This is a genomic window from Peribacillus sp. NPDC097675 (assembly GCF_050277655.1).
Classification (GTDB): Bacteria; Bacillota; Bacilli; order Bacillales; family DSM-1321; genus Peribacillus.
Window position 1 is genome coordinate 414,942 of the sequence record NZ_JBNNSK010000002.1, and the last position, 25,875, is coordinate 440,816.

29 protein-coding genes are annotated in these 25,875 nt (G+C 40.0%); 6 read left to right on the forward strand and 23 right to left on the reverse strand.

Features of this window, described 5'->3' with window-relative positions; all coding sequences use genetic code 11:
• Positions 1 to 48 precede the first annotated feature (48 nt).
• From ACQKL5_RS05230 to ACQKL5_RS05270, 9 genes are all read right to left on the reverse strand, one after another.
• On the reverse strand, positions 49 to 1,521 hold the full coding sequence (locus tag ACQKL5_RS05230; RefSeq protein WP_427606948.1) for a UDP-N-acetylmuramoyl-L-alanyl-D-glutamate--2,6-diaminopimelate ligase: 1,473 nt from the start codon (positions 1,519 to 1,521) through the stop codon (positions 49 to 51).
• A gap of 152 nt (positions 1,522 to 1,673) precedes the next feature.
• Complete coding sequence (locus tag ACQKL5_RS05235) at positions 1,674 to 3,596, reverse strand: stage V sporulation protein D (protein WP_427606949.1); 1,923 nt, start codon at positions 3,594 to 3,596, stop codon at positions 1,674 to 1,676.
• Positions 3,597 to 3,702: 106 nt separating this feature from the next.
• Positions 3,703 to 5,862, reverse strand: coding sequence for a penicillin-binding protein (locus ACQKL5_RS05240; RefSeq protein ID WP_427606950.1), 2,160 nt, complete (start codon positions 5,860 to 5,862; stop codon positions 3,703 to 3,705).
• Entirely contained in the window at positions 5,862 to 6,218 is a 357-nt protein-coding gene (gene ftsL, locus ACQKL5_RS05245) for a cell division protein FtsL (RefSeq protein ID WP_427606951.1), read from the reverse strand. The genes ACQKL5_RS05240 and ftsL overlap by 1 nt, the downstream gene beginning before the upstream one ends.
• 30 nt (positions 6,219 to 6,248) lie before the next feature.
• The gene (rsmH, locus tag ACQKL5_RS05250; protein WP_427606952.1) at positions 6,249 to 7,181 is read right to left on the reverse strand and encodes a 16S rRNA (cytosine(1402)-N(4))-methyltransferase RsmH; all 933 of its coding nucleotides are present in this window, start codon (positions 7,179 to 7,181) and stop codon (positions 6,249 to 6,251) included.
• Between the two features lie 50 nt (positions 7,182 to 7,231).
• Positions 7,232 to 7,663 (reverse strand): division/cell wall cluster transcriptional repressor MraZ, encoded by a 432-nt coding sequence (mraZ, locus tag ACQKL5_RS05255; RefSeq protein ID WP_402968324.1) that lies wholly within the window; start codon positions 7,661 to 7,663, stop codon positions 7,232 to 7,234.
• A gap of 277 nt (positions 7,664 to 7,940) precedes the next feature.
• Positions 7,941 to 9,569 (reverse strand): bacillithiol biosynthesis cysteine-adding enzyme BshC, encoded by a 1,629-nt coding sequence (gene bshC / locus ACQKL5_RS05260; RefSeq protein ID WP_427606953.1) that lies wholly within the window; start codon positions 9,567 to 9,569, stop codon positions 7,941 to 7,943.
• Between the two features lie 110 nt (positions 9,570 to 9,679).
• A complete protein-coding gene (locus tag ACQKL5_RS05265; protein WP_427606954.1) occupies positions 9,680 to 10,072 on the reverse strand; it encodes a DUF3397 domain-containing protein in 393 nt (130 codons plus the stop codon).
• 4 nt (positions 10,073 to 10,076) lie between these two features.
• On the reverse strand, positions 10,077 to 10,958 hold the full coding sequence (locus tag ACQKL5_RS05270; RefSeq protein WP_427606955.1) for a 2-dehydropantoate 2-reductase: 882 nt from the start codon (positions 10,956 to 10,958) through the stop codon (positions 10,077 to 10,079).
• Positions 10,959 to 11,342: 384 nt separating this feature from the next.
• Between ACQKL5_RS05270 and ACQKL5_RS05275 the strand changes: the two genes are divergently transcribed.
• On the forward strand, positions 11,343 to 11,828 hold the full coding sequence (locus ACQKL5_RS05275) for an N-acetyltransferase (protein ID WP_427606956.1): 486 nt from the start codon (positions 11,343 to 11,345) through the stop codon (positions 11,826 to 11,828).
• A 38-nt stretch (positions 11,829 to 11,866) separates the two neighbouring features.
• Here the strand turns inward: ACQKL5_RS05275 and ACQKL5_RS05280 are convergent, their stop codons facing one another.
• From ACQKL5_RS05280 to ACQKL5_RS05295, 4 genes are all read right to left on the reverse strand, one after another.
• Entirely contained in the window at positions 11,867 to 12,499 is a 633-nt protein-coding gene (locus ACQKL5_RS05280; RefSeq protein ID WP_427606957.1) for an RsfA family transcriptional regulator, read from the reverse strand.
• 79 nt (positions 12,500 to 12,578) lie between these two features.
• Positions 12,579 to 13,337, reverse strand: coding sequence for an enoyl-CoA hydratase/isomerase family protein (locus tag ACQKL5_RS05285; protein ID WP_427606958.1), 759 nt, complete (start codon positions 13,335 to 13,337; stop codon positions 12,579 to 12,581).
• Between the two features lie 139 nt (positions 13,338 to 13,476).
• Entirely contained in the window at positions 13,477 to 13,650 is a 174-nt protein-coding gene (gene rpmF, locus ACQKL5_RS05290; RefSeq protein WP_402868151.1) for a 50S ribosomal protein L32, read from the reverse strand.
• Positions 13,651 to 13,715: 65 nt separating this feature from the next.
• Positions 13,716 to 14,237 carry a YceD family protein gene (locus ACQKL5_RS05295; RefSeq protein WP_427606959.1) on the reverse strand — a complete coding sequence of 174 codons (522 nt, stop codon included), beginning with the start codon at positions 14,235 to 14,237 and terminating at the stop codon, positions 13,716 to 13,718.
• 218 nt (positions 14,238 to 14,455) lie between these two features.
• On the opposite strand from ACQKL5_RS05295, the gene ACQKL5_RS05300 reads away from it, so the two are divergent.
• Complete coding sequence (locus ACQKL5_RS05300; protein WP_427606960.1) at positions 14,456 to 15,664, forward strand: nucleotidyltransferase; 1,209 nt, start codon at positions 14,456 to 14,458, stop codon at positions 15,662 to 15,664.
• A 90-nt stretch (positions 15,665 to 15,754) separates the two neighbouring features.
• Here ACQKL5_RS05300 and ACQKL5_RS05305 read toward each other — a convergent pair whose 3' ends face one another.
• Complete coding sequence (locus ACQKL5_RS05305; protein ID WP_427606961.1) at positions 15,755 to 16,780, reverse strand: SepM family pheromone-processing serine protease; 1,026 nt, start codon at positions 16,778 to 16,780, stop codon at positions 15,755 to 15,757.
• Positions 16,770 to 17,567, reverse strand: a complete 798-nt coding sequence (locus tag ACQKL5_RS05310) for a patatin-like phospholipase family protein (protein ID WP_427606962.1) — start codon at positions 17,565 to 17,567, stop codon at positions 16,770 to 16,772. The genes ACQKL5_RS05305 and ACQKL5_RS05310 overlap by 11 nt, the downstream gene beginning before the upstream one ends.
• Before the next feature lie 257 nt (positions 17,568 to 17,824).
• Here ACQKL5_RS05310 and ylbJ point away from each other — a divergent pair, with 257 nt between their 5' ends.
• On the forward strand, positions 17,825 to 19,054 hold the full coding sequence (ylbJ, locus tag ACQKL5_RS05315; RefSeq protein ID WP_427606963.1) for a sporulation integral membrane protein YlbJ: 1,230 nt from the start codon (positions 17,825 to 17,827) through the stop codon (positions 19,052 to 19,054).
• A 40-nt stretch (positions 19,055 to 19,094) separates the two neighbouring features.
• On the opposite strand, the gene coaD is transcribed toward ylbJ, so the two are convergent.
• Positions 19,095 to 19,586: a pantetheine-phosphate adenylyltransferase gene (gene coaD / locus ACQKL5_RS05320; protein WP_427606964.1), complete on the reverse strand. Its 492-nt coding sequence runs from the start codon at positions 19,584 to 19,586 to the stop codon at positions 19,095 to 19,097.
• Positions 19,587 to 19,599: 13 nt separating this feature from the next.
• The gene (gene rsmD, locus ACQKL5_RS05325) at positions 19,600 to 20,163 is read right to left on the reverse strand and encodes a 16S rRNA (guanine(966)-N(2))-methyltransferase RsmD (RefSeq protein WP_427606998.1); all 564 of its coding nucleotides are present in this window, start codon (positions 20,161 to 20,163) and stop codon (positions 19,600 to 19,602) included.
• A 457-nt stretch (positions 20,164 to 20,620) separates the two neighbouring features.
• On the opposite strand from rsmD, the gene ACQKL5_RS05330 reads away from it, so the two are divergent.
• A complete protein-coding gene (locus tag ACQKL5_RS05330) occupies positions 20,621 to 21,010 on the forward strand; it encodes a DUF7147 family protein (RefSeq protein ID WP_427606965.1) in 390 nt (129 codons plus the stop codon).
• Between the two features lie 41 nt (positions 21,011 to 21,051).
• Here ACQKL5_RS05330 and ACQKL5_RS05335 read toward each other — a convergent pair whose 3' ends face one another.
• The 5 genes from ACQKL5_RS05335 to ACQKL5_RS05355 all read right to left on the reverse strand — a co-directional run bounded on the left by ACQKL5_RS05335 (position 21,052) and on the right by ACQKL5_RS05355 (position 23,311).
• Complete coding sequence (locus tag ACQKL5_RS05335) at positions 21,052 to 21,327, reverse strand: YlbG family protein (RefSeq protein WP_427606966.1); 276 nt, start codon at positions 21,325 to 21,327, stop codon at positions 21,052 to 21,054.
• A 284-nt stretch (positions 21,328 to 21,611) separates the two neighbouring features.
• The gene (locus ACQKL5_RS05340; RefSeq protein ID WP_427606967.1) at positions 21,612 to 22,061 is read right to left on the reverse strand and encodes a YlbF family regulator; all 450 of its coding nucleotides are present in this window, start codon (positions 22,059 to 22,061) and stop codon (positions 21,612 to 21,614) included.
• A gap of 58 nt (positions 22,062 to 22,119) precedes the next feature.
• Positions 22,120 to 22,548: a hypothetical protein gene (locus ACQKL5_RS05345; protein ID WP_427606968.1), complete on the reverse strand. Its 429-nt coding sequence runs from the start codon at positions 22,546 to 22,548 to the stop codon at positions 22,120 to 22,122.
• Between the two features lie 60 nt (positions 22,549 to 22,608).
• On the reverse strand, positions 22,609 to 22,851 hold the full coding sequence (locus ACQKL5_RS05350; protein WP_427606969.1) for a YlbE-like family protein: 243 nt from the start codon (positions 22,849 to 22,851) through the stop codon (positions 22,609 to 22,611).
• A 22-nt stretch (positions 22,852 to 22,873) separates the two neighbouring features.
• On the reverse strand, positions 22,874 to 23,311 hold the full coding sequence (locus tag ACQKL5_RS05355; RefSeq protein WP_427606970.1) for a YlbD family protein: 438 nt from the start codon (positions 23,309 to 23,311) through the stop codon (positions 22,874 to 22,876).
• Positions 23,312 to 23,444: 133 nt separating this feature from the next.
• Between ACQKL5_RS05355 and ACQKL5_RS05360 the strand changes: the two genes are divergently transcribed.
• Positions 23,445 to 23,939, forward strand: coding sequence for a PaaI family thioesterase (locus ACQKL5_RS05360; RefSeq protein ID WP_427606971.1), 495 nt, complete (start codon positions 23,445 to 23,447; stop codon positions 23,937 to 23,939).
• A 23-nt stretch (positions 23,940 to 23,962) separates the two neighbouring features.
• Here ACQKL5_RS05360 and ACQKL5_RS05365 read toward each other — a convergent pair whose 3' ends face one another.
• Positions 23,963 to 24,811: a CAP domain-containing protein gene (locus ACQKL5_RS05365; protein WP_427606972.1), complete on the reverse strand. Its 849-nt coding sequence runs from the start codon at positions 24,809 to 24,811 to the stop codon at positions 23,963 to 23,965.
• Between the two features lie 514 nt (positions 24,812 to 25,325).
• On the opposite strand from ACQKL5_RS05365, the gene ACQKL5_RS05370 reads away from it, so the two are divergent.
• Positions 25,326 to 25,688: a YugN family protein gene (locus ACQKL5_RS05370; protein ID WP_427606973.1), complete on the forward strand. Its 363-nt coding sequence runs from the start codon at positions 25,326 to 25,328 to the stop codon at positions 25,686 to 25,688.
• Positions 25,689 to 25,875: the final 187 nt, after the last annotated feature.

Consider the following 25,875-nt stretch of genomic DNA (forward strand, 5'->3'; position numbering starts at 1 on the left):
CATTATCCTTGTTGCTATTCTTTGTTTGATGGGTCCTTTTAAAACGTATTAAATGGCACCCAATCTAGTTTGAATTGCTTTTTTCGCTTCTTCACGATCATCAAAATGAAGTACAGCGTCACCAACCAATTGGTAAGTTTCATGCCCTTTTCCCGCGATTAAAATCACATCGCCTGTTTCAGCTTTTGAAACGGCATATTCAATGGCTTCTCTTCGGTCCTGAATAACTGTGTATGTTTCACCTTCGACCCCAGCTTCCATATCGCGAAGAATCTGTAAAGCATCCTCACTGCGTGGGTTATCAGAAGTGAAGATCGGGTCCGTAGCCAATTTGCAGGCAATTGCTGCCATGATGGGCCGTTTTGTTTTATCCCGGTCCCCGCCACAACCTACAATCACGAATATCTTGTTTTTTGCAAACTCACCGACTGTCCTCAAAACATTTTCAAGACTGTCCGGTGTGTGTGCATAGTCGACGATGACCGGAAAATCCTGGTTCGCCAAGATAAGCTCAAAACGACCAGCAACGCCTTTTATTGATTCAATGGATTTGATGGTCTCATCTAGGTCATTACCAGCACATATGGCGGCGCTAATGGCGGCCAGGACGTTATAAACACTGAATTTCCCTATTAACTGCAGCTTAACTTTACGTATTTCTTTGCTTACCGTAAGAGTAAAAGTAGTGCCTTGTGCGTTAATCTGTATATCACTGGCACTAATATCTGCATCCTTATCAATTCCGTATGTAACAACTGTCGCGGCTGTTGCTTTAATAAAATCAGCTGTTGCTTCATCATCAGCGTTAAGAACAGCGTATTTAGGACGATTTTCCAAGTAGGCATTGCCTAATTGAGAGAAAAACAATGATTTCGCATGTTTGTATCTCTCCATCGTTTTATGAAAGTCTAAATGATCTTGCGTTAAGTTCGTGAATACGGCAATATCGTAATCACATCCATGTACGCGACCAAGTTCGAGCGCATGCGAAGAAACCTCCATGATGGCCGTTGAGACATCCGCTTCAGCCATATCATGAAAAGCCTTCTGAAGCGTGACACTGTCTGGGGTCGTATTCTTCGTTTCAAACACTTTATCGACGATTTTAGTATACATCGTGCCGATCAAACCCGTTTTCTTCTTTTGATCTTCGAAAATCTTTTCAAGCAAATGGCTTGTCGTCGTTTTTCCGTTTGTACCAGTAATACCAATCAGGCGCATTTTTTGAGTCGGATGACCGTAAAATGCATCTGCAAGAACCGCCATGGCCCTACTGGAATCACGGACTACAATGACAGGTACGTTTAAGTTCAAAGGTCGTTCAGCAATGACAGCGGCAGCACCATTCTCTACGGCTGATTGGGCAAAATCATGACCATCCACTGTATAACCTTTTATACAAACAAATAAACTTCCATCTTTCACTTTACGGTTATCATTTTCAATGGAGGTGATCTCCGGATTAACTCCTTCATGCGTATCCAAGGAGTGTAAATAAGATAGTAATGCGTGAAGCTTCATTTTTCCATCCCTCTCATCTTAATTTGAGGATTCATTATATGTGATTAAATGTGGCTTGTCGAGAAACCAGCTTTAATTATACGGGGTTTAATCGACTCCGTAAACAAAGCGGCTGATGTTTTCAGCCGCTTTTCACTATTCTTATTTTATACTTATTCTGTTTGTTCGCCAAGATAAATTCTAATTGTTGATCCTTCTTTTAATTTCACCCCTGCATCTGGTGCCTGTTTTATGACTTTATTTCCACTTCCTGCATAATCGATTCTAAGATCCAGAAGTTGAGTCTGGAGCTCTTTTTTACTCATTCCGACAACATCCGGAACCTCGACCATCACCGGATCGGTCCAGACCTTTTCCTTTTCAATCTGATTTTTTCTCGGTTTGACGCCCATTGCCCTTAGTGAATCTTCCATGATATGCCCAACGATTGGCGCAGCAACCACGCCGCCAAATTGAACTGTCCCTTTAGGATTGTCTACAGCGATATAGACGACGATTTGAGGATCGTCGGCTGGGGCGACACCTATAAATGAGAGAATATAATTATTATCTAAATATCTTCCATTTTCGGCTTTTTGGGCCGTCCCGGTTTTCCCGCCCACTCGGTACGACTCGACGAACGCCCCCTTACCGCTTCCTTTTGCTACAACGGATTCAAGTGCTTCCCGGACCTTTTTTGAAGTTTCTTCGGAAATCACCTTTTTCTTGGCTTGTGGTGTCTTCCTCATTACTACTTCTCCCGTTTTGGGGTCAACCAATTCTTTTGCAATATATGGGGTATACAAGGTCCCCCCGTTCACAGCTGCCGAAACAGCCGTGACCTGCTGGATAGGCGTGACGGCAACCCCTTGTCCAAAAGCGGTTGTGGCCTGTTCAACCGGACCTACACGATCCATATTAAACATGATTCCCCTTCCTTCCCCTGACAAATCAATCCCCGTTTTTTGACCGAAACCGAAGTCGTTGATATATTTGAACAACTTATCTTTGCCCAGTCGGTTACCAAGCTCGACGAAACCCGGATTACATGAGTTTTCTACCACCTCTAGGAAAGATTGATCTCCATGACCACCGCTTTTCCAGCAATGCAATGTAGATCCTGCAACCTCCACATGTCCGGAGTCATAGAAATGGTCATTCTGAAGATTAACTTTTCCTTCCTCAAGTGCTGCTGCAAGCGTAATAATCTTAAAAGTCGAACCCGGCTCATAAATACTCCAAACCGGTAAATTACGATTATAGACTTCAGCAGGTACATCTTGAAATTTCGCTGGATCGAAAGTTGGCCTGCTGGACATGGCCAGTATCTCTCCTGTCTTTGGATCCATCGCAATAGCAATAAGTCCATCCGGATCATAAGTGGCCTCTGCATTATCTAATTCCCGTTCTACAATGGTCTGAATTCTGCTATCAATCGTCAGTTTCAAGTTATCCCCATCTACGGGAGCCTTGAAGTCATCTGCCATGTTTTCGAGCCTTTTCCCTTTAGCATCAGAGTAAAATTTCACGTATCCTCTTTTGCCATTAAGCTCTTTATCATACGATAATTCGATTCCCATCAATCCCTGGTTGTCCGAGCCCGTAAAACCCAATACATGTGACAAATATTCTCCGAATGGATAATGGCGCTTGGAATCCTCCGCAATATAGACTCCTTTAATGCCTAACGCCTTGATTTCCTTCGCCTTTTCATGTGTTATCTTTCTTCCTTCTGGAATTCTGGCACTCATCGACTGTTTTGTTAACCATTGATAGGCTTTCTCCTTCGTGATGTTCAATATGGAAGCCAACTGTTCAGAAGTCTCACTTGGGTTCTCAATTTGTCTCGGGATGACATATACCGTCGGGGCTGATATATTCGTTGCCAACTCCACTCCATTTCGATCCAAGATCTCTCCGCGCTTGGCTTCAAAAGGAATATTCCTACTCCACGAATCCTTAGCCAGGCTTGTCAAATTATCTCCTAAATAAAACTGAACGATTCCTAAGCGGATATCAATAATAAAAAAGACGACTAATCCTATTGCCAATGCGATTGCGAGCCGTTTTCGGACAGTAACATTAGAAACACGCAAAAACAGGCACCTCCATTTCATACATGCTCAATATATATGCTTGTCTATATGATGCTAGACTAAAAAATGCACGAAAAAGAGGGACCCAATTGGGTCCCCCTTTCCCTTACTCTACATTCGTCTCTTTTTTCGTTGAGTCTTTAGTCGATTTCTCAGGCTGTTGTAATTCGACTTTGAAAGAGTCACCTTCTTTAACCTTGGTACCGCGCTTAGGGCTCTGTTTGCTCACATACCCTGTACCAGAGGTATTCAGATCAAGCTTAGCAATGCTAGCTACCTTCATGACATCTCGTAATGACCAATCCGTCATATCCGGAACCTTCATTACTCCTTCAGTTCGGAGAATGATCTTTTCTCCTTGCAATAGTGTACTTCCAGCTTTAGGCGACTGATCGAGAATTTTCCGTCCATTACCGATCTGTTCCACTTCAAGCCCTAACTTCTCCAATTCCTTAACGGATGAACGAATAGGTTGATCCGTATAGTCTTCGATTTTGTTAGTTGTCTGTTTTTTTAGATCGGAAGGTTTTATGTTTAAATACATCAGGCTATTTTGCATCACTGGATTAAAGATTTCAGAAAGTGGATCCGCTCCTACAAACGAGTCACCTAACTTTGGCTGTTTGACCGCCACGTAGACAACAAGTTGCGGATCATCTGCCGGTGCCATCCCTAAGAATGAAAAATAATAGTTTTCCTTACCCGTTAGGTATTTTCCATTCGGACCAGGAATTTGAGCAGTTCCTGTTTTCCCTGCTACCTCATAACCATCGATAGCATATTTCTTGCCCGTTCCTTTTTCTGCTGAAACGACCGTTTCTAAATACTCGCGAACTTGTTTTGCAGTCTCTGCCGAAATCGGTTCACCGGCCACCTGTGGTTTTGTCGTTTTCAACACTTTCCCGTTATCTTGATTGGATGTGCTTTTAATAACATATGGTCGCATCATCTTTCCATCATTAGCCACCGCTGAAGCTGCTTGTATCTGTTGGATAGGCGTGACCGTTGTCCCTTGTCCAAACGCGGTAGTTACTTTTTCCATTTTGTACTTATATTGTATCTTGCCTGTAATCTCATTCGGCAGGTCTATCCCTGTCTTTTTATCAAAGCCGAATTTCGTCAAATAATCACGGAAGGTATCCGCACCCATTTTATCCATGGCAAGGGTAGCAAAAGCGACATTGGAGGATCGTTGGACTCCTTCAAGATAGGTCATGCTCTTACCTCTTTCGATTCCACTATGGTCGTTTATGGAACCTGTTGCCGCTTTGTATGTACCTGTTGTAAAAGTATCATTTGGATTAAAGACACCTTCTTCTACAGCTGCTGCAAGGGTAAAGGTTTTAAAGGTAGATCCAGGTTCATACGTTTCTTCAATCGCCAGGTTGCGCCAAGTATCCGTAAGACCCTCTTTCGTCGTCGGATGGAAAGTAGGCCTTTGTCCCATCGCCAAGATTTCCCCCGTTTTGGGATTGGAAACAATGGCAATGATTTGTTTTGGTTCGTACTTTTTCTGGACTTTATTCATGGAATCTTCCAAGAAAGTTTGAATTTTTTTATCGATTGTCAGCGAGACGTTATTCCCATTTTTCGGGGCCGAAACCTTTTCCTCCGCACCTGGCAAGATTAGTCCCCAAAAGTCACTTTCGTACGTCAGTTTCCCGTCCGTTTCTTGCAGCTCCTTATTGAGGTACTTTTCAATCCCAAATTTCCCGGTCATCTCTTCGGTTTCTTCATCTTTTTCTACGTATCCAATCAAATGAGAAGCAAAGATTCCATTTGGATAGAAACGTTTATTGGTCCTTCCAAATGTAATTCCTGGAAGTTCCAACTTTTCGATTTTCTGTTTGGTATCCTGGGTAAGATCTTTCCCAGCTCTCCCAAATTCCACCTGATACGCCCCTTTTTTAATAAGACGGTCATAAATAGCCTGTTCATCCATGTCAATATATTTTGCAAGCTTACTTGCAGTCATCTCTGGGTCTTTTACATGCTCTGTTTCTTTCTCGCTCAGGATGGCTCGCAGGATATACGAGGACGTATCCACTGCAATGACTTCACCCTTTGTATCAAGGATACTGCCCCGTTTAGCTTCGATAACTTGTTCTTTTTCATATTTTTTGTCAATTTTTGAAGCTAGTACCTCGCCTCCAGCTGTACCCGTCACTCCAATATATAAAAAGCGGCAGATTAATACAAAGAAGAGCAGGCTGAATACAAAGAATAATCCAGCTGCTCCACGCTTCATATTTTTTTGTTTCTGCATCAGTTCTGCACAACCTTCACGTTATTATCATCCAGCCCTAGGCCCATTTTGGCAGCGATATCCCAAATCCGCTCATATCTACTAAGTTCGTCGACCTGCACCTTTAAATCATCATTCAATTTTCCTTGTTCTTCAATGGTAGCTTCGACTTGCTGAATTTCTTTGTTCGTTTCATATATGGCAGCTTGATTGGAGACAATCTTCACGCATGCAAAGGTTATCATGATAGCAATGGCACATAGTAAGACAACTTCACCAATTGATATTTTAGCTTTGCGGATGACAACAGTTTGTTGGGATAAATGCTGTTGTTGTTCATATTGCTGTTCTTGTACTTTTTTTGCTATGGCACTCATTCATGCTCCCCCTTTTCTATTTTTCTATATTTATTGTTTTTCGGCTATTCTTAACTTGGCCGAACGAGAACGATTATTCCCTTCTAACTCTTCTTCTGAAGGTAGTATCGGTTTTCTCGTAATCAATTTCAGGGTCGGTTTAAACTCTTCAGGAATGATTGGAAGTCCATGTGGAAGATCCGGAAGTGCACTCGCTTTTTTAAACACCGTTTTACAAATGCGATCTTCCAATGAATGGAAAGTAATCACGGAAATTCTTCCTTCAGGGTTCAACAGTGATATCGCTTGTTCTAAAGAATCCTCAAACACTCCCAATTCATCATTTACAGCAATTCGGATAGCTTGGAAAACCCGTTTCGCTGGATGTCCGCCTTTGCGTCGTGCCGGAGCAGGAATTCCCTCTTTAATTAGCTCCACCAACTCAAAAGTCGTTTCAATCGGCTTTATTTCACGGGCCGCTTCTATTTTCCGGGCAATTTGCTTCGAAAATTTCTCTTCTCCATACTGGAAGAAGATTCTCAGCAATTCATGGTATGTCCATGAATTCACAACATCATATGCAGATGTGGCGGCACTTTGATCCATCCTCATATCCAATGGAGCATCATGATTGTAACTGAATCCACGTTCCGGCGTATCTAATTGTGGAGATGATACACCCAAATCATAAAGAATTCCATCCACTTTTTCGACACCACGAGCATTCAACTCTTCTTGTAGGTATTTAAAATTATTAGGAACGAGCACGACACGGTCTCCATAGCTTTCTAATTTGGCCTTAGCATTCTTAATGGCCGTCTCATCCTGATCAAAAGCATATAATCTACCTTTATCAGAAAGCTGTGATAGTAAGTATTCGCTATGACCTGCTCCTCCTAAAGTACAATCGACATAAATTCCATCAGGTTTGATGTTCAAGCCATCAACCGTTTCTTTTAATAACACTGTTGTATGTTGAAACATGTTAGACATCCTTCCAATCGGTAATTGAGTCACGCTATTCGAGGGCAGCCTTAAATTTCAAAGCCAATCATATTTTCTGCTATCTCAGCGAAAGAATCCTCTGAAGCTGAAAAATAGTTTTCCCAAAGGGATTTGCTCCAAATCTCAATTCGATTGGTAACACCAAGAATTACACATTCTTTTTCCAATTGGCCATATGAAGTAAGCGGCGTGGGAATATTAATTCGCCCTTGTTTGTCTATTTCGCATTCTGTTGCAGCGGAAAAGAAAAAACGGGTAAAGGCACGAGCATCTTTTTTGGTTATAGGTAGGGCTTTTAGTTTTTCTTCTAATAGCTTCCACTCATCCATAGGGTAACCAAATAAACACTGATCGAGTCCGCGGGTAAGTACAAATTGCTCCCCAAGGTTGTCCCTGAATTTCACCGGGACAATCAGACGACCTTTTATATCGATGTTATGATGGTACTCTCCCATGAACATACCCACTACCCCCACATTCTAATCTCAATGTACCACATTCCCCCACCTTTCTCCACTTGTTTTTACTTTCGCCTCTGTTGTAAAAATCCCCTTCTTTTATATATAAGTTTATTTAGCCAATTTTCTCATCAAAACCCTATCTTTTTCACGAATGGACACAGACCGAGGGAGCGTTGCTCTTTTACTGTCGAAGTTTTTGGAAAAACAAAAAGAAGACAGGCTAACCACCTGTCTTCAAATTGCTTTATAATCTCCACTTTTCTCCACGGCGAAGTTCTTATAAGAAAATCACCTTATGCTCGTTATTAAAACGATAGTCCAGTTTCATGATTTCCTTTACAAAATCAGGACCATATTGATTTAAATAATAAAACACATTCCACATTCTCTCTTGGGGAGATTCCAGCGGATATAGCGAATTGGCAATGCGTTCGTATTTTTTCAAGACGAATGAATGACGTTCTTTTGTCCGCTCTTCTATCTTGCCATACATGAATGCCAATTGTTTCTGGATGAATTCGATATTTTTATTCAACATCGGTTCAAGCCCCTTATCCAAAGAAACCGCATGCATGAATAACTTTTGGTGGTTCTCTTCGAGCTGTACTTTCATGACTTTGAATAATTGATCCACCGTCTCATCTTTCACGGAATCAAGGTAACACTGTACGGCATTCGCCGTTCCTTCCGTTAAAACCGTCTTCAACGTTAGTTCGGTTTCCTCAAGGTCCGTCTGGATGCCACGCTCGATGAAGGTAATATTCAATCTTGGAACAATTGGAGGCATCTTCATAGCAAATAATTCAAATGCGCGTTTCAATTCTGCCCAATAGGCAATTTCCCCAGGACCTGAAATGAAGGCTAAAACAGGAAACAGCATTTCCTGCATTAACGGGCGCGTAACGACATTATTACTTAAATGTTCCGGTTGGTTCTTGGCCATTTGCAAGAGTTCCTGCTCCGAAAAAGAAACCTCACCATTCCTAGCAGTAAACTTGCCTTCTGAACGTATAAGCAAACATCGGTCTTTTTTATTAGTATCATAATAAAAAAGATTGGCTGGCTCTTCACCCATCTCGATCATTTTGGAATACCCTTGAGCTTGCATGAAAGCTTGTTGCTGTGCAACCTCTTTTGCAATCTTTTCATTTTTTTCAATCAAAGACTCAAAGAAACCCGTTTCTAGTTTTCTCAAGGCCGGATCTCCCGCATCAACAAGCAAGAGGCCGTATTCATGGAACCATTCGTGAATCAAACGAGCAAAAAAGTCGACAAATGTTTTCGATTGTTTGATTGTTTCCTTCATATCTTTACGAAGTTTATTAGTAAAGCTGGTTTCACCATATGTTTCAATGATTTCTTCGAACCATTGCCCCATCTTACTTTCGTCTACTTCCACATCTGTTACCATGGTTTTGAAAGGCTGATAAGAAGGATAAGATTTTTTATCCGGTTTCCCGTTTTTCATGACATACACATGGTTGACCTCTGCAAGGTCATGATCTTCACCAGCTATCCAAAATACAGGAATAACCGGTTTCCCCAGTGCTTTTTGCTGCTCTTGTGCAAGCTTGATAATTGAAATCACCTTATGGATCGTATAAAGGGGACCAGACAATAATCCTGCTTGCTGCCCACCTACGACAACGACGGAATCATCACGCCGTAATTCCTCAATATTATCATTTACAGCCTCACTGCTGGAAAAACGAGACATATATTCTTGTATGTAATCCGATAATTTCCCTCGTGAAAAACTCCTGTTCATCAATTCCTGATATCTATTGCGGTAAATGTCCGAATCGGACAAGTCATAGTGAAAATAATCTTCCGTTTCAAGATCGCCCTGCAAATAGTCCGAGGCGAAACGGTTTAATGATGGTAACGCGAGATCTTTCATCTCCATGTATGTTCTCCCTTTCTCTGCAACTACAATTCTTTTTAGAGTATAACATTCTGTTTTAAGAAAACAAAAAATGTTGCCCAGGAGCAGAAGATTGATGCTTTTGCCGTTCATTATGCAGTGAATATTCTAGTGATTCTTGTAATAAATCCTATGGAAAACAAAAGAAGATACGCACAAAAAAAGAATGCGAAATTCACTCTCCAAAATCCTTTTAAGACTTTTTGAAAAATGATTTCTCCTTTAACCTGGTAATGGACAAGAACAACAACGAATGCATTGGCAATCATGATGAGCATTATCACCCAAAACATATGTATATTCCAAATGGTCACAATTAAATAATGTACCGATAAAACAAAAAACAACGTGCTCATATCCATGGCAAATTGAACGGAACGCTTATGGTTCCTTGTGAATTGCTTGGCGCTAATAAAAAAAATAATATAGCCTATAAATGGAAGTGTAATGAAAATCGCGGCAACACTTGAAACAAAGTTTGGCACACCCTCATCCCCCTTGAAACTCTTTTCCTTTAATCATCACATAAAGAGAAGACGCCATGCATGCCTTTTTCTCTTTTCGTACCGCCTCCGCCATGATATAGCCTAAGATAGCGTCAATTTCTGTTTCTCTTCCAAGTTCAATATCTTTTAGCATGGAAGATCTATTTTCTGAGGTGTTAGCACAAACGGATTTTACGTGTCTAAAAGATTCCTCCGCATCTGGTAATTCCAGTACTGACGAGATCTCGGCAAATAACGCCTGAAATAATTGGTAATAGAATGGATTGGTTATCAATCGTCCATTTTCCACCTCCAATAACGCAGTCAGTGGGTTGATTACAGCGTTGACAATCAACTTATCTATTAGCATCGAATGATAATCTTCGCTCTCAATGAACGGAAAAAGATTCTCCCCTTCGTCAAGAAAAGGAAGTCGATTAAGATCCCCTTTGTAAGAAGCAACTCTTGTCAAACCGATTCCGGTATGTTCTACCGTATTCTCATTAAGCCTTAATGCCCCATGTTCCACTACACCCACACAAATAGTTGAAGACTTTAGCTGCTTTAAATGGGAAATATGACCATATCCATTTTGCAAAAACAACATAGGTACTTGCAACCCTTCAATCACTGGTAGAATTTGTGGAAGGTGATATTGTTTAACGGTTACTAAAAGTAATTCTTCTTCCCTTAAGCCTTCTTTCAATACTTTTGATGGTAGGTCCCTTTTACAGATCGCTCCATCCACGATAAGCCGGACACCTTCTCTATTAATAAGTGAAGCTTGTTCCTCTCTGCGCGTATAGAGTGTGACTTCATGCCTCTCACATAGGTAAGAAGCGAATAACAAACCAATGGAGCCGCCTCCAATGACGCCTATTTTCATAGTACCCTTCCTAACTTATTGCTACATACTAACTATTTTAACACATATTCTTTTTTCACTTCGTTGATATTTTGGTCTAAATAGGAACGAAATCATTCACTCTACGGCTGTTTTTTGTAATTATTCAGCCCTTCAGTCACCTGAGTGCACAAAAACATAGAGAAGTATAAATACGCCAATCCAGGGTATAATTCCTTCTTTGCGAACTAAATTAATGGTATATTAGAAATGAAAAGCCGTACACATCTTTAGACTGTTATTAATGATTAATGACTCAGATTTTTCATAGACTTAAAAATGAATAAAAGAAGTAAAACAACCAGAAGATTTTCATGGGAATGGTATTATAGGAGTAGTTTGATCTGAATAAGGGGGAGCTATTTTATGGAATACAAGGTGGAACGATTACTTGTGAATTTTAAAACGCTTGAGGAGTTCAAAAAGTTCAAAGAATATGGGATGCAGGAATTATCCATGCTCGATGACTTAGAGGGTAATATCATTGAGAACGACAGCCAATCGCCTTTCTATGGCATCTTCTATGGTGACATGTTGGTCGCTAGAATGAGTTTATACAAAAAAAGCGCGAAGTTTGACCGATATTTTGATAAAACGAAAGACTTCCTTGTCCTTTGGAAGCTAGAAGTCCTTCCAAACCACCAAAAGAAAGGTTACGGTAAAGCCTTGGTCGACTTCGCTAAGAGCTTTAATATGCCAATCAAAACAAATTCACGGGTTCATTCACAAGCATTCTGGGAGAAAATGGGCTTTTACTCCATACCCTATGAAATGGATCGTGACCTTGGTGAAAATCCTTTAATTTGGAACCCCTATGAAAAACGAGATGAAACCATAGATAAACAAGAGTAAATAAAAGACGCGGGAGGAAATTTTTCCACCCGCCTTTCTCATTTATTAACTCTTTCCAAATTTCCATTCTTATCCATTTGAAAACTTACCTTCGGATTTAACTTTTCATCTTCTAACACACTTAGCTTTCTAGCCCGTTCCATTATTTGCATAAGTGCCCGGTAATCCTCTTCCACTACTCTTAAGCTTTCCTGTAACAACCCATTCTCTTCCCGAAGCCTTTCATTTTCCTGTTCAAGATAGTAAGAACGCTGTAAATTTCTTTCTTTTTCCTCCCTATCATGTTTAAAAGATTCATCCATCTTCGTTAGATATGAAATTACGTCTTGGAGAGTGGTAGACGATGCTGATTGAGTTTCTCTTATCCACTCCGTAGCGAGTTCCGGTTCATTCGAATCTTCTACATTCTCCTTTACTTCAGCCTCAAAGTTGGTATCCTTGACCACCTGTTCCTTTCTCTGTTTTTTAGCCAGCTCCACTCCTGACTTATATTGTTTCCTGACAAAAGAATTCCATCGAAAACCGCAAGCTGCGGACGTTCTTGATAATTGTTTCCCCACTTCTTCAAATGCTTTCAGTTGTGTACTGCCTTCTCTAATATGTCTTAGCACCACTTCAGCCAATAATAAATCTTCGTCCTGCGTCCATGCATCTTGTCTGGCAATCGTCATCTCTCTACCTCCAAGCAAGTTTTACTTCATAATATGCACTTGATAGGAAAGATAGACGGAATATAGAACGGTTAAAGATTTATTTTTTTTTATTTAAAAAATGACTAACTGCAAGATGATGGGCTTCCGTTGCCCATAGTTTTGCACACTCGCGAATTTCTGCTTCCATTCTTCCTTTCAGACCACCGTCTTGCCATTTCTTAACCAATACTTTTTTATAGGCCATTAAAACCCGGGGTTCATGACGCAGGAAACCATCTGCGAATTCTTCCCAGTCTTCTAAATCCACTATTTCGTCTATGAAACCCATTTCCTTTGCATTTTCTGAGCTATGTATTTCAGCATCAAGTAGTAGCTTCAAGGCATTTTGTACAGGAAGCTTTTCAAACAAAAGTGATGCAGCGCCCCAGCCTGTGGTAATCCCTAAAGTCCCCTGAACAAATCCTATTTTTATGCCATGCCTGGCCAGTCTGAAATCACAAGCCGTGGCTATTTCACATCCGCCGCCGATAGCACTGCCATTAAGAAGGGCAATTGTAGGTTTCGGAAAAATCGCCAGTTTATACAGAATCTCTCCCATCCTTGATAGCATGGAGAAAGCCTCTTCCTCCGTATATAAATCATGAAATTCACTCAAATCTCCACCTGAGCAGAATGCCTGAGAACCCTCTCCCGTCAGGAGTAGCACTTTAACCTCATCATCACTAGCTGCGTTAGATAATACTATTTCAAGTTCCTCCATCAATAGAAAGTTCACCGCATTTCTTTTCTCAGGTCTATTTAATGAAACCTTCAGGTATCCTTTTTCACTCTTATCAACAATTAATGTGTTATACATTTACACACCTTCTCCAAGTCTTTTTTATATTTCTAAATATTCAGTTAAATAAATCTGTAAAAAAGCACAGAGATAAATCTCTGCGCTTTTTTTGCATGTTACATATCAAGAAAGCATTGCTTTCGAGTAGGTCAAGAAGTTATTTTGCGACAACTTCTTTTCCTTTGTATGTTCCACATTCTTTACACACGTGATGTGAAAGAGTCATTCCACCACAGCTCGGGCATTCTACCATACCAGGTACTTGAAGCTTGAAGTGCGTACGACGTTTTCTTTTTGCAGTTTTCGACGTTCTTCTAAAAGGTACAGCCATTATTCCCACCTCCTTAAAAAATATAAAAAAGCTGGAAAAATCGGATTAACGATTTTTCGTTCCAATTAAGATTCTTTATTGTTGTCAAAAAAGTCGGCAAGCTTTGCAAATCTAGGATCAACCTTATGTTTAGTTTCTTCTTCAGAAATAACAGCCCAGTCTTTTCCAGATCGAGGAGCAGCTTCATTAGGATCGACATCCTCACAAAAAACCTGCATCGGAATTTCTAGCAATAAATTTTCTTTAATTACCGGTATAAGATCTACAACATCGCCTTCCACAACAGTAACATCTTCTCCATAGAAATGATTGCCATCTGCTTTTAAAAGGAAGGTTTCCTTTGTATCAATATCAATCGGATATTTAACGTCTACCAGTGTACGGGAGCAAGGTAATGTTAATTCACCTGAAAGATGCAAGTGAAAAGTAATTTCGGTAGAGTTGATATCAGCTCTTCCTGTTACTCTAATTGGAGAAACATCGCGTATTTGCTTGTCTCTTTCTTTAATGTCTAAGACATCCACTAATTCATCCAACTGTAAATTTTTGTCCCGAATTTTTTGAAGTTGACTAATTGTCCATTTCATATGAAATCACCTCAAGGCAACAAAAATAATTATAGCTTTCAATTATAAGTTTGTCAATATTTTTTCTTTACACTATAATGTAGTCATCCTAACTGATTTGCCATGTTTAAAATTATTTTCAAACAAAAAAATCAAGACGGAACATTCTAGTTCATTACTTGAAATACTATTTTAGCACTAAGTTGAAAAAATACAAAGTTTTTCTCTGAGGTGATTGAATGAAATCTTGCGGTTTAGTAGTCGAATATAATCCTTTTCATAATGGCCATGCCCTCCATGCCAAAGAAAGCAAACAAAAAACAGGGGCAGATGTAGTCGTAGCTGTGATGAGTGGACCATTTTTACAGCGGGGTGAACCAGCACTTGTTAGTAAGTGGGCAAGAACAGAAATGGCACTCCTTGGCGGCATTGACCTTGTTATTGAACTTCCCTATCCCTTTGCTGTCCAAAAAGCGGAAATCTTCGCTAAAGGCTCCATATCCCTTCTAGAATCTATAGGCTGCGACACCTTTTGTTTTGGCAGCGAAGATGGACGAATCGAACCTTTCATCAATGCCCATAACATTTTAGATGAAAATGCAACTAAGTATAACGCAACTATTAAATCTCTGATGAAAATGGGTTATAGTTACCCAACGAGCGCTTCAAAAGCTTTTCAAACGATAAGTGACAATGGAGATATGTTGGATTTGACGAAGCCGAATAACATCTTGGGTAAAGAGTATGTAAGTGCCGCTCTATCAAATGAGTATTCGATTCAACCCTATACGATACAACGCGTTGCCGCTGGCTACCATGATGTTACATTATCTTCAGAACCGATTGCCAGCGCGACGGGAATCCGCAAGGCCATACTAGAAGAAAAACAGGAATTAAATGCGGTGGAGAGATATATCCCACCTGCAACATTTCATGGGCTTCAACACTATGTAGCCACCTACCAAACCTTACATCAATGGGAACAGTATTGGCCCTTACTGAAATATCGGATACTCGTAGCCTCGCTGACCGAATTGGCAGCAATCTATGATATTGAAGAAGGCATTGAATATCGTATGAAAGAGATGGCGAAACAAGCAATGAACTTTCATGGATTCATGACCGCCATGAAAACTAAACGCTATACCTGGACGCGGATACAGCGAATGTGCGTACATATTTTGACGCATACGTTAAAAGAAGATATGATTCATGTCAATACTCCATCATATATCCGGTTGCTCGGCATGAACGAACGAGGTCAGGAGTACCTTCGGACTGTAAAAAAAACATTGCCGGTCCCTCTTATCTCCAAGCTTTCTTCGTATCAAGATCATCACATCGATTCAGATATAAGAGCGGCACAGGTATATTCAATGGGTTTACGTGAACCTTATCAAACTGCCTTAATGAAAAGGGAATTCGAAGCTCCGGTCATAAAAAGATAATAATAAAGCTGAATCAACGAAAGGGATAGCATCCCACCTTATGAAATCATATAAAAAAGCGCAAAACAGGTAGACTGCTTGCGCTTTTTTTCATTTTTTTGTTCCTTTAATCTTGGATAAGTACTGTAAAGCATCATTAAAACTATCTACTGGAATGATTTTCATCTTCGTTTTAATGTCCTTTGCCGCAATCATCGCTTCTTCATAGTTCGATCCCGCTGCTCCATTTTCATTGGGAGCAAAGAAAATTTCGGCACCTGAATTATCCGCGGCGACAATTTTCTGCTGGATACCGCCAATTGGACCGACCTTCCCGTCATCTGATATCGTTCCTGTTCCCGCTATATCGTATCCTCTCGTGATGTCCCCCTCTGTTAATTGATTATAGATTTCCAAAGAGAACATCAGCCCCGCTGATGGTCCACCAATTTGATCCGTATCTATGGAGATTTCCGGGTTTGGAATTACCTTTTGATAATCATCAAGTGAGATTCCAATTCCAACCCTACTGGAATCATCTTTGAATGTCTGTAAGGGAATAGAAACTTTGTTCTCTTTCCCTTCCCTTTTAAACACCAAATCAATCACGTCTCCTGCTTTCTTTCCATTAATATAATCCATGAATTCCTGGGCCGACTTGAATCTCACATCATCGACTTGAACAATCTGGTCCCCAGCCTTCAAATCCTTCGCTGCCGGCATCCCTTTGAGAACATCCAAAACATATACCCCTAGGTATTGATACGCCACTTCTTTCCCCGCTTTATCATAAGCGATCTTGATTGCATTGTTTTTAGACCCGTCCATTAAATGCAACTGTCTTACATTATATTCTTCATCTGTTTCATCTTCACTCCGGATCGAGGTCTCTGGGTATATTTCCTGGTACTTACTCCATTTAGCTATCAAGTAGGAGTAAATGTTTGCCTTCCCCATCCTCACCGTGGTCAACATGAAGCTCCCTTGCTCTTCGTCCGCACCTGAAACTTGAATGATTGGCTCTAGTTCTTTAGCCATTCCTGGTTTTGTCACATAATATGGGAGAGTATATAGGGCTGATGCTATGAGGAGTATAGCGGCCACCAGGACAGTGCGTACAAATATTTTACGATTCATCTTCATTGGACTCCTTCCAAGCAACAATACTTTGCTTAATCTGTTCTACCTTATCTTTTGCAGCATCTTCTCCAATACTAATTATTTCCTGTATATTTGTAAATGCTTTTGAACTGTATTTCTCTACCCTTGGTCGAATCATGACATCCGAGGCGACCTCTCTACTTTCAACCAATTCCATTTGCAAGATATCTAGGCTTTGCATAATAACATCATATATTGAATTTATCTCCACGTCCTGGTTTACATGTGAGACATCTACAGCAATGACGATATCCGCTCCCATATCCTTTACGACTGAAACTGGGACCCTGTCAATGACTCCTCCATCAACAAGGAGACGATTTCCAACTTTCTCAGGAACGAATATTCCAGGGATTGAAATGCTTGCCCTGACTGCAGGGGCTAACGGTCCATCACGAAAGATTACTTTTTCCCCCGTTTTAATATCTGTAGCGACAACCGCTATGGGTATATCCAAATCTTCAAGATTCTTGCCGTACGTGAAAACTCGGATGAGATCCTTTGTTCGCTTTCCTGAAATAAAACCCATTTTAGGTATCGTAAAATCCAAGTAATATTTTCTTTTAAATGCCCTAGAAAGTGTATATAGCCGTTCAATATCGGAACCGGCTCCATAAAAAGTAGCGACCATCGCTCCCATACTACTTCCCGCAATCATGTCTATCGGAATGCCTGCTTGTTGCAACACCTTTATTACCCCAATATGTGCAAATCCTCTCGCTCCTCCCGACCCGAGCGCTAGCCCGATCTTTGGATGCGACATAGTAATCTCCCCTCACTATAGAAAGTTCAATTTTAATCAAAATCATACTCATACAAAGTTATGGTCTTAAACAGTTTTATAGAAGCATATTGTTTATATTGACAGTAAAACAAGCATGGCAGCCAAAATTTCAGACTCCTTAAGTAACCATGTGCAAAACATTTAGCCATACCTTGTACCTAATATCTACATTTTATCATGTTTTAACCAGCAGAACCTACTGCGTATTTGTAACCCTTTTAGGAGGAGGCCTAACTTTGCTTAAATCAAAATCCAAAACAATAGTATTAGCCATCACGGTTACCATGATGGCAGTTGGCTTAATCATCTTCCCCCAGGAGTCCTTTGACGCTTCAAAAGGCGGCTTGAACATGTGGTGGACAATCGTTTTCCCTTCCCTCCTCCCCTTCTTGATCTTTTCGGAGTTATTAATTAGTTTTGGTGTGGTCAAGTTCATAGGGGTAATACTCGAACCATTCATGCGTCCTTTATTTCGAGTACCTGGAGTTGGTGGTTTTGTCTGGGCAATGGGACTCGCTTCCGGATTTCCAGCCGGTGCAAAATTCACAGTTAGGCTCCGTCAAGAAAAACAAGTCACTCAAATTGAAGCGGAGAGACTCGTTTGCTTTACTAATTCGTCCAATCCTTTGTTCCTATTTGTCGCCGTTGCCGTAGGATTTTTCCATGACCCTCACCTAGGCATTATTCTTGCACTTTCCCATTATTTAGGAAACCTTTGCGTAGGCATCTTGATGCGCTTTTACGGAACAAAGGAAGAAAAGGGAAAAGTTCAGACAAAGAGGGCTTCAAAACTGCCTTCCTTCAGACAAGCATTTAGTCAGATGCACTACAACCGGTTAAAGGAAACAAGACCATTTGGGACATTGCTAGGAGATGCCGTTCTATCATCCATCCAAACACTCCTTATGATAGGCGGATTCATCATTCTATTTTCAGTGGTCAATCGACTTTTGTTTCATATGAATATTACCAGCATGCTTGCCACAGGGATCGGCGGGATTTTACATATTATTCATTTCCCTAATTCATTGAGCATACCGTTTATTTCTGGCATGTTTGAAATGACCCTTGGATCCAAATTAACTAGCTCGATAGAAAATGCGACCCTACTACAGCAAACCATCATGACAAGTTTCATCCTTGCCTTCAATGGATTTAGCATCCAAGCGCAAGTGGCCAGTATCATCGCAACAACCGATATTCGCTTTATGCCATTTTTCTTCGCCAGAATTGCACATGGCTTCCTTGCCGCCATTTTCACCGTTATACTATGGAAGCCTTTCTATAGGGGCGGCACCGATGACAATGGAAACGCAAATAATGATTTCCCGGTCAATGGAATCACAGGTGACCATGCACATTCGCTTTACCAAAATATGCTGGATTTAGGCCCACTTGTCACCCTAGCTTTTCTTATGATTTACATCATCTTATTCGCCAAACGATTGATGAGTGACATTTCATAAAAAAAGAGCACAGTCCATAATATGGACCATGCTCTCTTTCTTATGCTTTATGCTCCTTGTACTTCTGTGTCAAGGCCGTCTGTACAACAGGCGGAACTAATTCTGAAATATCCCCGCCATATTTCGCGACTTCCTTTACGATACTAGAACTCAAGAACGAATATTGATTTTTCGTCATAATGAAGAATGACTCAATTTTACTGTTTAAAAATCTATTCATCGATGTTCCTTGCATTTCATATTCAAAATCCGACGTTGCCCTCAAACCCCTGATGATTGCATTGGCGGAAACGCTTTCAGCATAGTCAACCGTCAATCCCTGGTAGGAATCCACCTTGACATTCGGCATATGGGCCGTCGCTTCAGTAATTAGTTTCAATCTTTCCTCTACAGTAAACAGAGAATGCTTTGCAGAATTGTTTACTACAACTACATAGACCTCATCGAATACGTTCGCTCCCCTTTGAATGATATCAAGATGGCCAAATGTAATCGGGTCAAAACTTCCCGGACAAATCGCTATTTTCGACATTCATCGTTCCCCCCTATTCGTGTACGCTCCCCCAATGGTAAATCGTAACTGCAATACTTCCATAGACTTCTTTTCTTTTGATGATAAAGTTACCAATTTGTTCCGGGAGCGAAACATCATCACCATGCTCACAAACAATATACCCCATATCGCTGAGCATCCGGTTTTTATGTATCTCTTCTAATAAATCCACTAGTTTTTGCTTTTTATAAGGCGGATCAAGAAAGATCAATTCAAACATCATTTCCCTTTTGACCAAGGCCTTCAATGCACGTTCTGAATCATTTTTATAAACCTCTGCACAGTCCGTAAACTTACATAGCTCCAAGTTCGCCTTAACCGTTTGGTTAGCTTTGAAGTCGCGGTCTACAAAGATGGCACGATCCATTCCCCTGCTTAAAGCTTCTATTCCCAATCCACCACTTCCAGCAAACAAGTCCAATACAAGTCCGCCTTCAAAATAAGGACCGATCATGTTAAAAATGGATTCCTTGACTTTATCCGTAGTCGGCCGGGTTCCTGTACCCGGTACAGCCTTAAGTGGTCTTCCTTTGCATACGCCGGAAACGACCCTCATAATTCTCACCACATTTTATGACAAATTTCTGTTACTTTCCTATCCTAACATATTAGAAATTGCTAGCCAATAATAAACGACAAATCCGTTTGTTTAAGAAAAGACAATTTATAACATTCCATTTTAAAATAAAATAATTGTCCTCCTTATAAAATATCTTCCAAATTGAATATATAACCTGATTTTGGTCATAATGAAAATAACAACATGACTTATTAAGTGTTGTTGCCAACCGCGGAGAAGGCTTACGTTTCCCCATAAGTCTTCCTCCGGTTTCTCCTCTCCCTTTGCCTTCTGGTCCTTAACTAGACATAGAAGGACCCTGCATGTTATATGCAGGGTTTTTTTTGGCTTTATCGATGACTCTTCGAGACCACTTCAGACATGAAATGGCCCTTCTCTTTTATCGGATAAAATGATAAAGTAATGAAAGATAAGTTAGTTAGGAGAGGTTTAATTGATTCAACGTTTTATTGAACTTGGACAAGGCTATTCTGATATATATGAACTGATTGAGGTAGGGCGTAATCAGCAACACCGTGTAGCTAGGCTTTTAGCCATGCATACTACACTTGATGATAAACAGGTAACCTCGTTGGTTATCGTGATGAACCCAACAGACCCTGGGAAATTCCAGCCACTCTATATTTGTCGCGAAGGAATACCCAACCCTCACTTTACCGCAAATAAACGATATGAACTATTTGAAAATTTGGCTCAAGAATTAGACAAACCAATCATAGAAATAGATGTGAAATCTTCCAAGCTTTTCGCGGAAATAGAGTTGTACTACCAACACTTGATAGGTATCTTGCGTATGAATAGGTATCTCCCTCCATTAGGCTAAAAGTACAACGAAAAAATGCTGACTCTTTGAGTCAGCATTTTTTAAATTCCCATTTTATAATCGTATTCCTTTGCTTTATCTGGTTTAGAATTTTCAAATTCCATTTTTAGAAAAGGCTTATAAGAAAGGTCCACTTTTTTTACAAAGGAATAATTATTTAGCTTTTCAACCAATGCTTCGACCTCATCCATGTTCGTATAAAGGACGACATATTTCAATTTTTTCGATACATAATGGATGTTTCCGAATTTCCTAAGCATTTTAGCTTGTTTTAATGTATGTAAATAGACGATAATTCCTTGTCTTGCTCCAAGCATATCAATAACTCCCTTTTATAAAGGCTTTAACTAATTTTAGCATAGCAGAATCCTTCCTTTCAACCAAGAAAAATGATTATACACAAAATTCTCTCACTATTTTGAATTTGATAACAGAACAGGTTCTGGCCTTACTGGAAACCTTATGGAATTCTACCCCTACATATATATGAAACATGGCATAGACTTTGATACATATGAATAGCGTGAGTGGGGGGTGAAGAATATCAAATAGCGATACCCATTAAAAAAAGCCTGGTCGAGTAACCAGGCCTTCATCCATCTTATGCAGAGCAACCACAGCTTCCTCCGGTTCCACAACTTCCCGAAGAACAACCACCCGAAGACACGAAAAAGGGATTCCCTGCAGGTGTTTTAACCTGTTCTGAAACAGCATGACCAATTAGTCCGCTGATTTCATCAAGAGTACTCTGTAATTCCGTCTCTGCCATCTTGAACTCAGCAACAGTAGGGTGCATATCCATATCTCGCTTCGCCTCTCTGGTCTCCATATTGATGCGTTTATAGTCCGGATGATATTTACCGAACCTTTGTACATCTTCAAAAAGATCTTTTAGAGAGGTAAACTTAGAGATTTTTCTTTGCGCCTCTTTATCGCTTTTTACTTTATATAAACTAAGAAGATAATTTTCTCCTATATCAGAATGAAGGATCGTTTCTGCTAATCCATCTGCCTGTTGTAGAATATCGACAATTTCCATAGTAGCAAGCATAAAAGCTCACCTCCACCATCATTTTACCATTTTTCCTATCAAAATGCTATTTCTATGATTACATGGAAGCAGTGATATGTACTTCAATCTCCTTATTCAACCCCGTTTTTTGACCGGAGTCATTCAACACCTCCAGCTTGATCTTATGCAAACCATGAGGAATATCTTTTAAGATAAAGGCTGCTGTATGCATATCCATTTTCTTCTGATTATCTATGTAAACGGAAACGATCGCCAACTGTTTTGAATCATCTCCTGAAAAACTATAGTCGTTCAGGTAGCATTCCACAAATACTGAATTCCCTTTGACAAAGGTCCTTACCTGAAAATCTTCCTCTACAGTTCGGGCCGATTGGATAGTGGTGGCAGCCTTCAGGTCAGTGATATTTTGTATGGTAGCGGCTGTTACATTTTTAGGTTCAGGGATTTTCTTTCCACAACCTGTAGCTGCCAGCAGCACTGTAAGAATTATCATCAGTCTCTTCATGACATCTTCCCCCTTTTGTCGATATTATCTGCCAAAAGGAGTAATTTACTCTTTTTTTCTTCATTCGCTTGGTACATTCATTGCTTGAAACATGTGAAGCATCATCGAGGCAACCTGGACGCTATCTGAAAATTTAGAGACACGATGTGGAATTGATTTCTCAAAGAAGTACTTCGCTTCCGTTTCAAATTTATCCAATTCATGAGGATTTCTCATTAACCTTTTATACCATGCAGGTTGTATCCTTAAATATTTTTTCATATCTTCATTAGTTTGTATGAATTCATACACATTTTGACGCATAGAGATTCCTCCCTTGTGCTATTTAATCTTTATTATTAAATAAAAATGGATTGCTTCTCTGCTCTTGTGCTTTTGGAGCTGGAGTGGAATCATCACCAGTTTTATTTCCCTGGAAAGCGGCTAAGACACCTTGTATCGCTCCAATGGCCTGATTGGCACTTGATATATACTGTTGTATTTGTCCTATATCCATGTTTTTAACGGCACTCATCACCGTGCCAAGCAATTCCGAGCTTTGTTCCCCCTTATCTGCTGTCGCAGCCACAGGTTCAGTCTTTCCAACAGAAGATTGCACACTGTCATCAGCCTGCCAGCGTGGATGATCTTCACCGAGTAGGTACCATTCTTCAAAAAGTTCCTGCCAAGTTGCTTGTTTATTTCTCACTTCATTCACTAAATATGGATGAACCTTGACAAACTCCTTAAATCTATCAACGGAGGGGCGTTTTTTTTTTGCCATTACTCTTCACCTCACACTAAGACATCGCCTATTTTACGATATGCCACAACGAAATAAAAAGTGCATGGTTCACTTTCCATTCATTCGATTATGGTTTGATATAGTATAATATTAAAAAAAGGGGTGTTTCTTAATGAAAAGGGAAGAACTTATTGCTGAATTTCAAGAACTGGCTGTCACTGCAGATGAATTAGAATTAAGTGTATTATCGGAAATCATCTCCAGCTTACAGACTAAAAGAAAGGAAAAAAGATATTCGTATATCTCCAATCTACTGCAGCTAAATAAACAAGTTACCTCCGATGGTACAACCCTTTCCATGTTGATGCCAATCACACCTTTAGTGAAAAATGAATTGAACATCACCCATGGCGGAGTAATTGCCACTTTAATAGACTCGGCTATGGGGACCCTTGCCAGTTCAACGGTCCCGGAGGGTTATGCTACAGTAACAACCGACATTCAGGTGCGATATGTTAAACCTGCTATAGGTGAACAATTGACATGCACATGTAATCTTATACATAAAGGCAGTAAAACCATAATTCTCGAAGGGAAAGTATATCGAGATGACGGAATACTTTGTGCTGTATCCACCGGTAGCTTTTTCATTGTGAAAATAAAATAAAACGGGTCCTTTGGGACGCCGTTTTATTTTTTCTTAATGAAATTCTGAGTGTAAAACTTTTTATACACCCCTACACCTAAATCAGTAAACTCTTCACTTAAAATAGTTTCCCGGTGGCCTTCGCTATTCAGCCAGCCCTCCATCACCGCTACAGCATCCACATAATTTGCTGCAATATTTTCACCTGCTACGCTATACTGGACTTCCCCTGATTTTAACCGGTCATCTAAATCCCCTTTTGTCTCAGAGACTTGATTTTTTTCCTGGATGCCTTTCATCTCTTGGCTATTAAGATAAGCCACCTCAGCAGTAGAATCATCCCAACCTAATGGCTTCAAATCAAATCTGCTACGCACGATATTCGTGATATCAAAGATTTGTTTCTCATTGCCTTCTCTAACTTTATTCCATTCCTCTTCTGAAAGATCCTTAACAGGCACAAGGGTACCGTGATAAGTCAACTCATAAGGCTGCTGTTTTAAAAGAGTAGAATTATTCAAAAATCGGACACTTGAGACAGTTCCTGTGAATTTATCTAAATATAATTGAACATAAATATCTCCAAGTTCTATTAATGGCCTCATATTCATATCCTCTTCGGATAATTCGAAACGGTAGGTATTATCACCAGCCTCTATATCAACAGTAGGCTCTACATACAGACTAGAATAGATAGCGTCAATAGATTGTCCAATTTCAAACGGCGCAACATTTACTTTGTCCCCAATACCATATGCGGATACAACTTTCCCTTTTTCCACGGCCAATTGGAAATAATCATTAACATCTCTATTGTATATCCACCAATCATACCCGTAGGCAGACATATCGATTCGACTGGGTTCACCAAATTCCTTTTTGATCTCTTTCATATTCTTCCCGATAGTGTTGGCTAATCCCTCTTTTGCAATCACTTCATCTTTCTTTGAAGACGGACTCTTTTCATTTATAGTATCGTTAGGATTAACTTCCTTGTTCCCATCTATGAGAGGGTTCCACTTTTCTTCCAGACCGATATTCGTATAAATGCCGATTATGAAAAAAACAACAATTAACAGCAGTACCTTGCCTAACCTGCGCAGAGGAACACACCCTCTCTCTATGCTTATGTATCTTATGATTTTAGCTTTCTTTTCTGATTATATCATTGTTCAAATAAAACAAGTGAATACAATATGTTTTATTTATTTTTAAAAATGTAAATTTTGCGAATCATGAAAATACCATAGTGAGTTCATTGCATCTTCCATCATTTCATACTATTATAAAATATAGGATAAAATGGTATATTATAAATATGCTTGGGGAATTTTCGTTTTCTATATTACATAATATTTTCCTTGTATGTCATTTCATTCTCAAATGCAAAAATAGGAGGTACTACTCGTGAAATTTGAAAGCTTTGGAATCGAGAACATCACAGCCGACTTGAACCGATTAGATGACCTAATGCCCGAATACGGATTAATACGTGCCGAACAATGGGATTACGAGAGAGTTAGTTACGATCGCAAATTCGAATTGAGAGAAGGTACGTTTTACCTGCGTATACTTGGATATGCAATAGAAGGAGACGTTGGTGCTCATAGGGCCACTATGAAACTGATGGTCCCACTTTTAGGAAAACACTACTACCCACATGGTTTAGAATATGGAGAAGGAGAATTCTTCCCCCCTTCATTAGTGAAACAGTGTGAAAAAATCCTTTCTCAGGTCAAAGAAGAACTTACACAATTTAATGGACTATAAAATTGATTGAAAATAAGCACAAAGGAAAGGAGGGGAACTTCTAAGTCCCCCTCCTTCCTGTATAAAACAAAGGGGCTATCTAATAAGTCCCGAAAATAAAACAGGTGGAGAAAAACAACTCGTTTTTCTCCACCTGTTTTTCTATTGTTATAATTATTCATTGAAAGTAGCTGACGCAAGCCAGCTA